Origin of the sequence: Pseudomonas sp. MWU12-3088 (genome assembly GCF_023242405.1) — a bacterium.
Taxonomy (GTDB): Bacteria; Pseudomonadota; Gammaproteobacteria; order Pseudomonadales; family Pseudomonadaceae; genus Aquipseudomonas; species Aquipseudomonas kribbensis.
Map to the genome: position 1 here is coordinate 225,802 of NZ_JALJEA010000005.1, position 13,635 is coordinate 239,436.

Consider the following 13,635-nt stretch of genomic DNA (forward strand, 5'->3'; position numbering starts at 1 on the left):
CCGCATTCTACCCACTTTCAGTGACCATCGGGCACCGCCAGCGCTTTGCCGGTCTAGGGCCTGTCGCTATACTGCGCGTCAACTTCACGGACAAAAGAGCCGAGCTCAGTGAACCGGCCCACGCCAGTTAAAACCGATAACTTCTTCCTGCTGATCTTCCGTGCACTGCGCCACCGCCGTGTACCGATTGCATTGCGCATTGCCAGCCATAACGTGATCCTGGTCGCCCTGGCCCTGGTGATCTATGCCTGCGTGATGGGCTTGCAGTTCAAGCAGGCCATGCACGAACAGGCCGATGCGCTGGGCGAAAGCCTGACCACGCAGACCGCCACTTCCGCGACCGAGCTGCTGGTGTCCAACGACATCCTCAGCCTCAACGTGCTGCTCAACAACCTGACCAAGAACAAGCTGGTGGCCCATGCCGCCATCTATAGCGTGGACAACCGCATCCTCGCCGAGTCCGGTCAGCGGCCCAAGCACAGCCTGTTGGGCGAGGCCGAAGGCATGTACGAGAGCAAGATCACCTTCCAGGACGTGACTGCCGGGCAACTGCGCATCAGCCTGGACATGGACCAGTTCCAGCAGCCGATGACCATCAGCCTGCAGAGCATGGGCATTCTGAGTGCGATCCTGCTGGCCCTGTCGCTGGCCCTGAGCTTGCGTCTTGGTCGGCACATCTCCACACCGCTGCTGCAACTGCGGGTATGGCTGCGCCGGATCGACGAATACACGCCGGGGACCGAGCGTCAGGACGAGATCGGTGATCTGGCACGTCAACTGCACGCCAACTTTGCCCCGGAACCTGCCCCCAAGCCTGAGCCGGAACCCGAGTTCGAGGACGATGACGTCGAGCCGGAATTCGAAGTGCGCAACCTGCGTGATCCGAGCTTTGACGAAACTCGCCCGATGGCCGCGCAGAAGCCTGCACCACGCCATGTGGTCAGCACCGTTGAAGATGACGATGACGAAGATCCGTTTGCCGATCTGCGTGACGAGTCGCTGAACGAACCTGCGCAACCTGCCGTTCGCCAGCCAACTCCGAGCGTGCCGCAACACACCGCGGTGCTTGCCGTGCAACTGGGTTCGCAAGAGCAATTGCGCCGTTTGCCACGGGCACGCCTGGAAGAGTTGCAGGAGCGCTATCGCGACTGCCTGGAACAGGCCGCTTCGCTGTATCAGGGTGAAATCGAAACCCTGAACGACGGCAGCACGCTGATGCTGTTCCACACCGAGGACAGCGGCGACGATTACCTGACCAACGCCATCTGCTGCGGCGAACTGCTGCGAGCGTTGGGCCACCAGTTGCAGATCGAAGTCGCCGACAGCGGCATCACTCTGCAACTGCAGCTGGGCCTGACTCTCGGTGATGAGCTGTTCGGCCTGAGCCAGATCGACCTGCTGCTGACCGACTCCGCCCAGGACGCCCTGGCGCTGTCGCAACACAGCCGCAACCTGCTGCTGGTGGAGCGCAAGATCGGTGACGACACGCTGATTCGCCAGCGTGCGCGGATCCGGCCGATTGCCAGCCCTGAAGGCGCGTGCTGTGTTGAGCGTTTGATGGAGCCTTATCCGTCGATGCTCGAGCGGCAACTGGCGCGGATGCATGAGCGTCGGGCCTGAGGCCTTGATGTGAAGAAGCCCGCAGATGAGTGATTGTCTGCGGGCTTTTTTGTGTGTGGTGGTTTCGTGATCTCGCCCGGCTTTGGAGCCCCCTCACCCTAGCCCTCTCCCGGAGGGAGAGGGGACCGATTGGGGGATACTCGAGCGATACACCGACCTGAACGCTCGGCTGTGAATCCGTAATCGACACGATTTCTCAGGTCGATGGATAACGCCAGACACCCCGGTCAGTCCCCTCTCCCTCCGGGAGAGGGCTAGGGTGAGGGGCTTTTTCCAGCCGGGCACCAAAGCATGGACCCACCAACGTCCAGAAACAACAAAGCCCGCACAAGGCGGGCTCTGTCCTGGCTCGTTCCAGCCTCAGAAGCGGAACACTTCCATATCGGTACGAATCGGCGAAGCCATCGGGATCTTCGGCTGCTTCTCGGCTTCCGCCGCCGGCGCAGCAGGTTTTGGTGCCGGTTTGCGCGGTGCTTCGGCAACCGGTGGCTGGTTGGCCAGCGGCTTGAGCGCGACCGACAGTTGCTCGGCCAGGCGCTGCAACAGGATGCCCTGGGCCTGAACCTGCGAAGCCGTGCCACCACTGTGCAGTTCTTGCAGGTGAACGATGCGGTTGTCCCGCACCTGGCCACGACGGTCGATCAGACGCCACTGCGCGTCGAGAATCGCCGGTTGCTTGGCACCGGAGTCCAGACGCGTGATGGTCAACAGCACCTGCACATCCGGGGTGAACCCGGTGGTGGCCGGTGCCAGCACTACACGTTGACTGTCCAGATGACCGGCAACCTGACGCAGCAGCAATTGATCGATATCCGACGAAAGGCTACCGGCCCAGCGGCCATCGACCGCAGCCTGCAGGCTGCCGTCCGGCTGACGCTGCAACAGGGTTTCACGTTGCAGGTAATCGGCAACGGTCACAGGGCCCAGCAAAACTGCCATGCCCGCGCTTTGCGCAGGCTGAGCCGGACTTCCGCTGTCCAGCTGATACAGCGACACCGGCTGGTGGACGCTGCAACCCGCCAGGCCAAGAACGCCGGCGAGCAGGAAAATAAGGGGGCGCAGAGAAGTCATCATCCCGTCCAGGTGGCCGCCACAAGGCTGACCACAGTGAAAATACTCAAAAAATATGAAGAACGCTCGGCCACGCCGGCGCTTGGAAAGGCCATATCATCCGTGAATATGCGTTCCGACTCCAGCGCCAAAGCGCCGATCTACGGGTTAAATCGAAGATCGGACGCTCTAGAGAGGCGTTCTCACTCATTTTCTCCGCCGGAGAAATCAGTGCGAATGCCCCCTGGCCGCTTAATTGAGGTTTTCGACGAGCAGCGCGTCCACCCGCTGGAAGCCCCGTGGCAGTTTATTGCCACGACGACCACGCTCACCCTTGTAGTGTTCGAGGTCGTCGGCTTTCAGCGACAGGGTACGTTTTCCGGCCTGCAGCACCAAGGTGGCGCCCTCCGGCAGAACGGCGATGTCCGTGACATATTCTTCGCGACTGGCCACACGTTCACCAGAGATACCGATGATCTTGTTGCCCTTGCCCTTCCCTAATTGTGGCAGATCGCTGATTTTGAAGATCAGCAGGCGACCCTCGGTCGTGACCGAAGCCAGCCAGTTCTGCTCGCGGTCGGCCACCGGACGCGGCGCGATCACCTTGGCGTTGTTCGGCAGGCTCAACAGGGCCTTGCCGGCCTTGTTCTTGGCTTGCAGGTCTTCGCCTTTCACCACGAAACCGTAGCCGGCATCAGAGGCGATCACGTACAGCGCGTCGTCCTCCGGCATCAGCACGCATTCGAACGTGGCGCCGGGCGGCGGCGTCAGACGGCCGGTCAGCGGCTCGCCCTGGCCCCGTGCAGAAGGCAAGGTGTGGGCGGCCACCGAGTAACTGCGGCCCGTGGAGTCGATGACCACGGCTGACTGGTTGGAACGCCCCGCCGCCGAGGTCTTGAAGCCGTCGCCGGCCTTGTACGACAGGCCGGTGGCGTCGATCTCATGGCCTTTGGCCGAACGAATCCAGCCTTTTTCCGACAGCACGACGGTCACTTTCTCGTTCGGCAGCAGATCGTGCTCGGTCAGCGCCTTGGCTTCAGCGCGTTCGACGATTGGCGAGCGACGGTCATCGCCGTAGGTTTCGGCGTCCTTGAGCAGTTCGCTGCGAACCAGCTTCTTCAGCTTCGCTTCGCTGCTCAGCAGCGCTTGCAGCTTGGCTTGTTCCTTGAGCAGTTCGTCCTGCTCGTCGCGTAGCTTCATCTCTTCCAGTCGCGCCAACTGACGCAGACGGGTGTCGAGGATGTAGTCGGCCTGGATCTCGCTGAGGGCGAAGCGCTCGATCAGTTTGGCCTTCGGCTGATCCTCGGTGCGGATGATATGGATCACTTCATCCAGGTTGAGGTAAGCGATCAGCAAACCGTCCAACAGGTGCAGGCGACGCTCGACCTTGTCGAGACGGAATTGCAGGCGGCGACGCACGGTCAGCACGCGGAATTCCAGCCACTCCACCAGCAGCGCCCGGAGGTTTTTCAGCTGCGGCTTGCCGTCCAGACCGATGATGTTGACGTTGACCCGGTAGGTCGACTCCAGCTCGGTGCTGGCGAACAGGTGCTGCATCAGCGCTTCGTGATCGACGCGGCTGTTGACCGGGATGATCACGATGCGGCACGGGTTTTCATGGTCGGATTCGTCACGCAGGTCGGCGATCTGCGGCGCTTTCGACGGTTTGGCCTGCATCAGCGCGGCGATCTGCTCCAGCACCTTGGCCCCGGAAACCTGGTGCGGCAGAGCGGTGACGATGATGTCGCCGTCTTCGACGTGGTACACGGCGCGCATGCGCACCGAACCCTTGCCGGTTTCGTACATTTTCAGCAGGTCGGCGCGCGGGGTGATGATTTCCGCTTCGGTCGGGTAATCCGGGCCCTGAATGTGTTCGCAGAGCTGTTCGACCGTGGCTTTTGGCTCATCGAGCAGGCGCACGCAGGCGGTGGCGACTTCGCGCAGGTTGTGCGGCGGCACGTCGGTGGCCATGCCCACGGCGATACCGGTGGTGCCGTTGAGCAGAATGTTCGGCAAACGTGCCGGCAACACCAGTGGTTCCTGCAGGGTGCCGTCGAAGTTCGGGCCCCAGTCCGCAGTGCCCTGGCCCAGCTCGCTGAGCAGCACTTCGGAATAACGCGACAGGCGCGCTTCGGTGTAACGCATCGCGGCGAAGGATTTCGGATCGTCCGGCGCACCCCAGTTACCCTGGCCGTCCACCAGCGTGTAGCGATAGCTGAACGGCTGGGCCATCAGCACCATCGCTTCGTAGCACGCCGAGTCGCCGTGGGGGTGGAACTTGCCGAGCACGTCGCCGACGGTACGCGCCGACTTCTTGTGCTTGGAATCGGCGTCCAGCCCCAGCTCGCTCATGGCGTAGACGATACGCCGCTGTACCGGTTTCAGACCGTCGCCGATATGCGGCAGGGCACGGTCCATGATCACGTACATGGAGTAGTTGAGGTAGGCATTTTCGGTGAAGTCAGCCAGCGACCGGCGTTCTACACCGTCCAGGCTGAGATCAAGGGAGTCGCTCATGCGGGCCTCATCGGTTCGTTGTCTGGCGCAGCAGCATGGTGCCACCGCGCTGGGTAAATTCAAGTTTGTTCAGGGCGCTCATGCCAAGCAGCACCTGATCGCCATGCAGGCCGGGCGCCACCAGTGCGCGGACGTCCCGCAGCACGATGTCGCCCAGTTGCAGGCGGTCGATACGGGTGCGATAGCCCTGGCTCAGGCCGTTGGCCGTGCTCAGGGTCACACCGAAACCTTCTTCCAGCCGCAGGTCTTTCGCCACCTCGGCCGGGATTGCCACGTCGGTCGCGCCGGTGTCGAGCATGAACTCCACCGGCCGGCCGTTGATCAGTCCGCTGGCGACGAAATGTCCCTGGGCGTTACCCGCCAGTTTCACTTCGATCACGCCGCCCACCTGCTCCGAACTGACCACCACGTTGGGATTGCGCTGGCGGTCTTCCCACTGGCCGAAAAACCGCGTGGCCAGAAACAGCGCCGCGCACCAGGCCAGAATCATCAGTACCCGACCGGCGCGTTTGCCCGGTGGCTGCTGGCTCAAGGCTTGGCACTCCAGCCACCCTCGGGTGCGGCGAAACGCCAGACGATCGGGCGGACTTCGCCATCGGCGCGTGGGCCGAAGTTGTTGTCGACGCCGATCCAGGCACCGTCAGCATCAATCACCAACGCCTCTTCGAGCCCGAAGTTCTGGGCGTAGCGACGGTTGCCCTGCAACAGTTCGTCGGCATACGACCAGCAGCGCTCGACCTTGGCCGTCTGCGGATCGCGGCGGCAGATCTGGTAGGCGTTGCGCTCAAGGGTGAACAGCTTGCCGTTGAACAGTGACAGGTCGGAAAAGTCCCGGTTGACCGGTCTGGCTTTTGGAAACTGCGGCGGCTGCATTTCCATACCGCCCTCGCTGAGCAATACGCAGCGACCGTCACAGTCCCACACCGTCTGCTGACGCTTGATCAGCAACAAGCCACGGTTTTGCCGTTCGGCGGCCAGCCACATCTGATCGCCTGCGGGGTTGATCGCCAGGCCTTCGAAGATCGCATTGAATTGCAGCAGCATGCCGCTGGCCCGCGCCTCGCGGACCATCATCGGCGAAATCTTCAGCCACGAGGACGGCCCCTGCGGCGGGACTTGCAAAACGGCGGCGTGGCCTTCGCTGACAATGTAGCGATTGCCGGCGCTGTCGCAGGTGATCCCTTCGAAATCCAGATCGCCGCCCCGGACGAACGATGCCGCCCAGGTCCGCGATTTGATGCCCCACGGCAAGCCGCTGTCGGGCACCGGCGGCGGGTCGATGCGCACGGCCGTGGCCTGCCAGACCGGATCGCGGGTATCGAGACGATAGATCTGATCATCGTCGCGGTCCGAAACCGTCCACAGCTCGTTGCCGCACATTGCCAGCCCCGAAAGGTTGCCGCCGCGCATGCCTTCGACCGGATGTTCGGAGAGCACGCGCAGTTCCTGCACGGGCTCGGCCGACACCGTCATCGAGCCCAGCAGCAATGCACCCGCCAGGGCCCAGCCAAAGCGCATCAGGCCAGGACCTCGGCCAGGTTGCCCTTGGATTCGAGCCAGGACTTGCGGTCGCCGGCGCGTTTCTTCGCCAGCAGCATGTCCATCATTTCCGACGTCTGGGCGAAGTCTTCGCCGAGGGTCAGTTGCACCAGGCGGCGGGTGTTAGGGTCCATGGTGGTTTCACGCAGCTGCGGCGGGTTCATTTCACCCAGGCCCTTGAATCGGGTGACCTGCGGTTTGCCACGTTTCTTTTCGGCCACCAGACGGTCGAGAATCCCGTCGCGCTCGGCTTCGTCGAGGGCGTAGTAGATCTCTTTGCCCAGGTCGATGCGATACAGCGGCGGCATCGCCACGTAGACGTGACCGGCATCCACCAGCGGGCGGAAATGCTGAACGAACAAGGCGCAGAGCAAGGTGGCAATGTGCAGACCGTCGGAGTCGGCGTCGGCGAGAATGCAGATCTTGCCGTAGCGCAGCTGGCTCATGTCCTCGGCGCCTGGATCGACACCGATGGCTACCGCGATGTTGTGCACTTCCTGGCTGGCCAGCACTTCGCTGCCGTCGACTTCCCAGGTGTTGAGGATCTTGCCGCGCAACGGCAGGATCGCCTGGAACTCTTTATCCCGCGCCTGCTTGGCCGAACCGCCGGCGGAATCACCTTCCACCAGGAACAGCTCGGAACGCATCGGGTCCTGCCCGGCGCAATCGGCCAGCTTGCCCGGGAGTGCCGGCCCTTGGGTGATGCGCTTGCGCTCGACTTTCTTGCTGGCTTTCAGACGACGGCCGGCGTTGCTGATCGCCAGTTCCGCCAGCGCCAGACCGGTTTCCGGGTTGGCGTTGAGCCACAGGCTGAACGCGTCCTTGACCACACCGGAGACGAACGCCGCCGCTTCACGGGACGACAGACGCTCTTTGGTCTGGCCGGAGAATTGCGGCTCCTGCATCTTCATCGACAGCACGAAGGCGATGCGTTCCCAGACATCTTCCGGCGCCAGCTTCACGCCGCGCGGCAACAGGCTGCGGAATTCGCAGAATTCGCGCATCGCGTCGAGCAGGCCCTGACGCAGACCATTGACGTGAGTGCCGCCCTGCTCCGTCGGGATCAGGTTGACGTAGCTTTCGGTGACCGAGGTGCCGCCTTCCGGCAGCCACAGCAGCGCCCACTCGACCGCTTCCTTGGTCCCGGCCAGGTTGCCGCAGAACGGCGCATCCGGCAGGCGCTCGAATTCGCTGACCGCGTCTACCAGATAGGAGCGCAAGCCATCTTCGTAATGCCACTCGACCTTTTCGCCGGTGCCTTTGTCTTCGAAGCTGATCAGCAACCCCGGGCACAAAACGGCCTTGGCCTTGAGCACGTGCTTGAGGCGACTGATGGAGAATTTCGGCGAATCGAAGTATTTCGGGTCCGGCGCAAAGAACACGCTGGTCCCGGTATTGCGCTTGCCGACGGTGCCGATCACTTGCAGATCGGTGGCCTTGAAGCCGTCGGCGAAGGTCATCTCGTATTCGTTGCCGTCACGCTTGACCCGTACCCGCACCTGGGTCGACAAGGCGTTGACCACGGAAATACCCACCCCGTGCAGACCGCCGGAGAACTGGTAGTTCTTGTTGGAAAACTTGCCGCCCGCATGGAGCTTGGTGAGGATCAGCTCAACGCCCGACACACCTTCTTCCGGGTGAATGTCGACCGGCATGCCGCGGCCGTCGTCGCAGACTTCCAGCGAGTGGTCGGCGTGGAGGATGACCTGGATCGATTTGGCGTGGCCGGCCAGGGCTTCGTCGACGCTGTTGTCGATGACTTCCTGGGCGAGGTGGTTCGGCCGACTGGTGTCGGTGTACATGCCGGGGCGTTTGCGCACCGGGTCGAGGCCCGAGAGGACTTCGATGGCGTCGGCGTTATAGGAGCTAGCGCTGGGAGTGGCCATAAGGTCTCGTCGTCAGTGTTCGGTGAATAAGAAAATTAAGGGGGCAACCGCTCACAGCGCGGTGAAATCGATTGCCTGAAACAAATCGGCGCCAATGCCGGCAAAACTCAGCAACGCCGGCAATTGCCCGGCAAACCCCTGGAAACTGTGGTCGCCGCCGGCCTGGATACGCAAGGCACAGGCCCGGTAATACTGCTGGGCGTGGCGATAGTCCAGGGTTTCGTCCCCGGTCTGCAACCACACCTGATAACGCTGCGAATCCTGCGGTGCCGGCACTTCCAGTTCGGCCAGGGCCGTCACGTGGTCGTGGGTCAATTCCCAGGTTTCGTCGGTGTACAGGTTTTTTTGCGTCCCCAGGTATCCGTCGAACATCCGGTGCGGACTGACGGCCGGGTTGACCAGCAGGGCTTTGAGGCCATGACGTTCGGCCAGATGAGTCGCATAGTAGCCGCCGAGCGAGCTTCCCACCAGCAACGGCCGGCCCAGCTCGGCAATTGCCTGCTCCAGCTGACCGATGGCCTCGCGCGGGTGGTGATGCAGCGCCGGGACACGCAGTTGATCGCTCAAACCCAGACGCTCCATCACCTCGACCAGCTGACAGGCCTTCTTCGAGGCCGGCGCACTGTTGAAACCGTGGATATAGAGGATCGAACCGGACATTTGAGCTCCCTGGGTGTCGGCTAAAGAAAGCGGAGTTTACAGGGAGTCGAGGGTCGTTGGGCCAGCACCCGAGGAAATCAGCGCTGCGCCCCTGAATCAGTAACCGTTGGAGCCGTAATCCACCGTGAACCGGAAATCGGTGACACGCTCCACACCCGTCTCGATCCGCCCGTCCGGCAGCAATCGCAGCCAGCGATAGCCCGGCGCCTGCTCGCCGACCTTGAAGTCGACACTGCGCGGCTCGAACTGAATGCAGGTCGACGGTGAGGCGATCAGCCGTACGCCATTGCGTTCGCGGTCGATCTCTTGATGCACATGTCCCCACAACACGGCCCGGGCCTGCGGGAAACGGTCGAGCACTTCGAAAAAGGCATCGGGATTGCGCAAGCCGATCGGCTCCATCCAGGCACAATCGATCGACACCGGGTGATGATGGAAGCACACCAGATGATGCCGCTCCGGCGCTTCGCTCAGGGCACGGGCGAGCAGTTGCAACTGGTCATCCTGCAAATACCCAGGCACCGAACCCGGCACCGCCGAATCGAGCAGGGTCACGCGCCAGTTGCCGATATCCACCACCGGCTCCAGCAGCGCACTTTGCACAGCGGCCATTTGCATGATCTGTGGTTCGTCGTGGTTGCCGGGGATCCAGCGCGCGGGTGCATCGATCTGCGCCGTCAGCTGACGAAACTGCTGGTAGGACTCCAGCGTGCCGTCCTGGGAAAGGTCGCCCGTGGCAATCATCAGGTCGATTTGCGGCTGTTGTTCGAGCACCAGCTCGATGACCTTTTGCAGGCTCTCACGAGTTTTCATGCCTAGCAGCGCGCCGTCCGCCTCGGCGAACAGATGACTGTCGGACAGTTGCACCAGCAACGCCGCATCGGCAGTGGTCAGAGTCGATACGCTCGGCAAGGCGTTCTCCCAGGGCTGGACGCCGGGTCGGAAAGGTTCGCAATTATGCTGGGGGAAGGCCCCGGGAAGAAACCGCCGAACCGGACACAGTTCACAACTTGCCGCTGTAATAGAAACTATCGAACGGCGGCGTACTCGTGACCGCAGGCCAGGCAATGGCTCAGCCATTCTCCGAGGAACAGATTGAGCTGGGCCTTTTCGTCCGGCTGATGCATGGCCGCATTGGGGTAAGGATAGACGCCGCGAAAGCGCCGCGCATGTTCGGCGCTGATGACTTCGGCCATGCGCGCGTCGTGATAGACCTGCACCTCCAGCTGCGGCACCGGCAGCCACGGCAGGCTGTGTTCCTGACGCACTTGCAGGGTCGTGGTGTACGGGCAGGTCTGCAACACTTCGATGGCCAGCACGCCGAGCATCTGGTCGCCCTGGGTCACGGCGATGCGCCGCGCTTCAGGTTCGCGGCGCATGTCCGGCAACAGTCGCATCAGGCGCGCGTAGTTGGCCTCGCAGGCGGCTTGCAGGCCCACGAGGTCGACACGATAACGATCGCGCAGTTTGTTTACGACCATAACCCCCTCACTTCGGCGCGATTGAGCGCCAGCCACTGCAAGGCGATGATGCTCGCCGCATTGGCAATCCGGCCGTCGCGTACGGCCTGCAGCGCATCTTCGAATGCCCAGACCGTGACGCGGATATCTTCTGCTTCTTCCTCCAGCCCGTGCAGGCCGCCGACACCTTCGGTGCTGCAACGCCCCAGAAACAGATGCACGAACTCGTTGCTGCCCCCCGGCGACGGGAAATATTGCATCATCGGCCACAACGCCTTGATGTCGAGTCCAGCTTCCTCCTGCGCTTCGCGGCGAGCAACTTCTTCCGGCACTTCTTCCTTGTCGATCAGACCGGCGACCAGTTCAACCAGCCACGGGTTGGCGGTCTTGCCCATGGCGCCGACGCGAAACTGTTCGATCAGCACCACTTCATCGCGCTGCGGATCGTAGGGCAGCAGGCACACGGCGTCGTGTCGCACGAACACTTCACGATTGATCTCGCGGCTCATGCCGCCGGCGAACAGTTCGTGACGCAAATGCACACGGTCGAGCTTGTAGAAGCCCTTGTAGCATTGTTCGCGCCGCACGATATCGATGGCGGCGGGAGTGGCTTTGGCAAGATCGGTCATGGGCATCCTCGTTTACTGCAATTCCAATACGAGGCTGCGTTTTTTGTGACGGGCAACCTCGACTTCGCGCCATCCTAACGCGCCCGCGATGTTTGATGCAGCCCCTTTACCGTCAGCGGGATGGACGGTGGAGGCGAAACCCACTCTAATTAGCTTAGTGGCGAACTGACCGCTTCACAGAGAGTCGAAGCGGTAACTTTTTGCCTTCCCCTGTTTCAGAAAGGACGCCCATGTCGCTTTTCAAAATCGCCTCCGTGGCGGCCATCGCCCTGACCCTGGGCGCCTGTGCCAGCCTGTTCCAGCCCAACTACCGCACGCCGCTGGAAACCACCCGCGACGCCTCGGAAACCCTGAAACCCGGCTGTTCCAACCCGGACTGCCCGCTGGTGAACATCGACACGCTGCACTTCCCGGCCGAGCCTGCGCTGGACGGCATCATCGAAAAACGCCTGCTGCAATTCACCCGCACCGAACCGAACGCCCCGGTGGCGCCAACCCTGGCGGCCTATCGCGAGCAGTTCCTGCGCACGGCCGGCCCGCGCAACAGCAGCTATTTGCAGGCGAAAGTACGCGAGCAGCATGACGGTCTGGTGATTGTCGAAGTCTCGAGCTACCTGGACACCGGCGGCGCCCACGGCACGCCGGGCCGCGGCTTCATCAACTATTCGCGTCAGCAGCACAAGGTGCTGAGCCTGTCGGACATGCTGGTGCCGGGTCAGGAAGAAGCCTTCTGGAAGGCTGCGCAAGTGGCGCATAACAGCTGGCTGATCAGCACCAAGCTCGATCAGGAACCGGAGTACGTGAAAAACTGGCCGTTCGTCAAAACCCCGCACGTGGCCCTGACTTACGGCGGCGTGATCCTCAAGTACGACGTGAGCACCATCGCGCCTTACGCGCTGGGCCACGTCGAACTGAAGATCCCTTACCCGCGCCTGAACGGCATCATCAAGCCCGAGCTGTTTCCCGGCCGTAACTGAAGGCCCGGCCCAGCACGAGTTGCAGCAGCCCTGCCAGGACCAGCGCCGGCAGGGTTGCGCCGACATCCGGATACAGGTTGGCCAGCAGATGGTAAGTGCTGATGCCACCCAGCCAGGCCAACAGCGCCGGCCAGCGCAACGCGGCCGAAGCCACCTGGCCACTGCGCTTGCGCAGGATGAAGTGATCCACCAGCACCACGCCGAACAGCGGCGCAAATACCGAGCCGATCAGCAGCAGGAAATTCTGGTACTGCGCCAAGGGCGCGAGCAGCGCGATCAGGGTGCAGATCACACCGATGGCCAAGGCCAGATGCTCGACTTTCAGGCGTAGCAGAATCCCGCTGGATACCGCCGCCGAGTGAATGTCGGCAAAAGCGTTTTCCGACTCGTCCAGCAGAATCAGCAACAGCGGAATCCCCAGACCGGCACCGGCCAGCGCCAGCAGCAACGCGTTGACTTCACCGCTCGGCGCAAAGGCCAGGGTGTAGGCCACGCCCAGGCTCATCAGCCAGAAGTTGCCGATGAAAAAACCGATGGCCGTGCCACCGAATACGTTCTTCGCTCGCTTGCCGAAACGCGAGTAGTCGGCAATCAGCGGCAGCCACGACAGCGGCATCGCGATGGCAATGTCGAAGCCCACGGCGAGCGGCATCGAACCATCCCCGGCCTGTGCCCACAAAGCACCCAGGTCAGCCTTGGCGAACAGGTTCCAGGTCAGCCAGATGCACGCGGCCAGAATCAGCCAGATGCCCCATTTGCGCAGGATCTTGCGCACGAATGTCAGCGGCCCGCTGACCGCGAGCAATGTCGCCAGTGCACCGAAGCACAACGTCCACAGCATCGGACTCGCCCACAGCGAACCTTCGCTGAATGCACGAGTGCCGAGCAGACTCGCCGCATCGCGCATGACGATGATTTCGAACGAGCCCCAACCGATCAGTTGCAGCAGGTTGAGCAGCGCCGGCAGGCTCGCGCCTTTGCTGCCAAGGCTGAGTTTCAGCGCGGCCATCGACGACAGGCCGGTGTCGCTGCCGATCACGCCGACCGCCGCCAGCAACAGGACGCCGACCAGGGTGCCGAGGAGAATCGCCAGCAGCGATCCCGACAGGCCCAGCCCCGGCGCCAGCAATGCACCGGTCTGCAAGACCATCAGGCCGATGCCGAGGGAAAACCACAGGGAAAACAGATCGCGACCGCCGAATACACGCTTGTCGGCGGGCACGGCGAGGTCGGGGGAATAAGTACCGGGTTGAATGCTCAAGGGTGTTATCTCAGAGGGACATTTGTTGTTTTTCGA

The 13,635-nt window shown here is 62.5% G+C and carries 12 protein-coding genes; 2 read left to right on the forward strand and 10 right to left on the reverse strand.

The window, feature by feature from the left end:
- Nucleotides 1-108: 108 nt before the first annotated feature.
- Entirely contained in the window at nt 109-1,620 is a 1,512-nt protein-coding gene (locus M5B98_RS14810) for an AhpA/YtjB family protein (protein WP_248743089.1), read from the forward strand.
- 360 nt (nt 1,621-1,980) lie between these two features.
- Here the strand turns inward: M5B98_RS14810 and M5B98_RS14815 are convergent, their stop codons facing one another.
- The 9 genes from M5B98_RS14815 to M5B98_RS14855 form a co-directional block, all read right to left on the reverse strand.
- Nucleotides 1,981-2,691 (reverse strand): membrane integrity-associated transporter subunit PqiC, encoded by a 711-nt coding sequence (locus M5B98_RS14815; RefSeq protein WP_085711143.1) that lies wholly within the window; start codon nt 2,689-2,691, stop codon nt 1,981-1,983.
- Between the two features lie 231 nt (nt 2,692-2,922).
- The gene (gene parC, locus M5B98_RS14820; protein ID WP_085732649.1) at nt 2,923-5,187 is read right to left on the reverse strand and encodes a DNA topoisomerase IV subunit A; all 2,265 of its coding nucleotides are present in this window, start codon (nt 5,185-5,187) and stop codon (nt 2,923-2,925) included.
- 7 nt (nt 5,188-5,194) lie between these two features.
- Nucleotides 5,195-5,719 carry a TIGR02281 family clan AA aspartic protease gene (locus M5B98_RS14825; protein ID WP_114881199.1) on the reverse strand — a complete coding sequence of 175 codons (525 nt, stop codon included), beginning with the start codon at nt 5,717-5,719 and terminating at the stop codon, nt 5,195-5,197.
- The gene (locus M5B98_RS14830; protein WP_114881198.1) at nt 5,716-6,705 is read right to left on the reverse strand and encodes an esterase-like activity of phytase family protein; all 990 of its coding nucleotides are present in this window, start codon (nt 6,703-6,705) and stop codon (nt 5,716-5,718) included. The genes M5B98_RS14825 and M5B98_RS14830 overlap by 4 nt, the downstream gene beginning before the upstream one ends.
- The gene (gene parE, locus M5B98_RS14835; RefSeq protein WP_114881197.1) at nt 6,705-8,612 is read right to left on the reverse strand and encodes a DNA topoisomerase IV subunit B; all 1,908 of its coding nucleotides are present in this window, start codon (nt 8,610-8,612) and stop codon (nt 6,705-6,707) included. Before parE ends, M5B98_RS14830 begins: the two co-directional genes overlap by 1 nt.
- Nucleotides 8,613-8,663: 51 nt before the next feature.
- Nucleotides 8,664-9,272 (reverse strand): YqiA/YcfP family alpha/beta fold hydrolase, encoded by a 609-nt coding sequence (locus M5B98_RS14840; RefSeq protein ID WP_085711138.1) that lies wholly within the window; start codon nt 9,270-9,272, stop codon nt 8,664-8,666.
- Nucleotides 9,273-9,368: 96 nt separating this feature from the next.
- Nucleotides 9,369-10,184 (reverse strand): 3',5'-cyclic-AMP phosphodiesterase, encoded by an 816-nt coding sequence (cpdA, locus tag M5B98_RS14845; RefSeq protein ID WP_248743090.1) that lies wholly within the window; start codon nt 10,182-10,184, stop codon nt 9,369-9,371.
- 116 nt (nt 10,185-10,300) lie between these two features.
- The gene (locus tag M5B98_RS14850; protein WP_085711136.1) at nt 10,301-10,753 is read right to left on the reverse strand and encodes a DUF1249 domain-containing protein; all 453 of its coding nucleotides are present in this window, start codon (nt 10,751-10,753) and stop codon (nt 10,301-10,303) included.
- Nucleotides 10,744-11,361 (reverse strand): NUDIX domain-containing protein, encoded by a 618-nt coding sequence (locus M5B98_RS14855; protein WP_134825273.1) that lies wholly within the window; start codon nt 11,359-11,361, stop codon nt 10,744-10,746. Before M5B98_RS14855 ends, M5B98_RS14850 begins: the two co-directional genes overlap by 10 nt.
- A 230-nt stretch (nt 11,362-11,591) precedes the next feature.
- Between M5B98_RS14855 and M5B98_RS14860 the strand changes: the two genes are divergently transcribed.
- On the forward strand, nt 11,592-12,338 hold the full coding sequence (locus M5B98_RS14860; protein WP_192552768.1) for an RsiV family protein: 747 nt from the start codon (nt 11,592-11,594) through the stop codon (nt 12,336-12,338).
- Here M5B98_RS14860 and cytX read toward each other — a convergent pair.
- Nucleotides 12,307-13,599, reverse strand: coding sequence for a putative hydroxymethylpyrimidine transporter CytX (gene cytX / locus M5B98_RS14865; RefSeq protein ID WP_248743091.1), 1,293 nt, complete (start codon nt 13,597-13,599; stop codon nt 12,307-12,309). The genes M5B98_RS14860 and cytX overlap by 32 nt on opposite strands.
- Nucleotides 13,600-13,635: the final 36 nt, after the last annotated feature.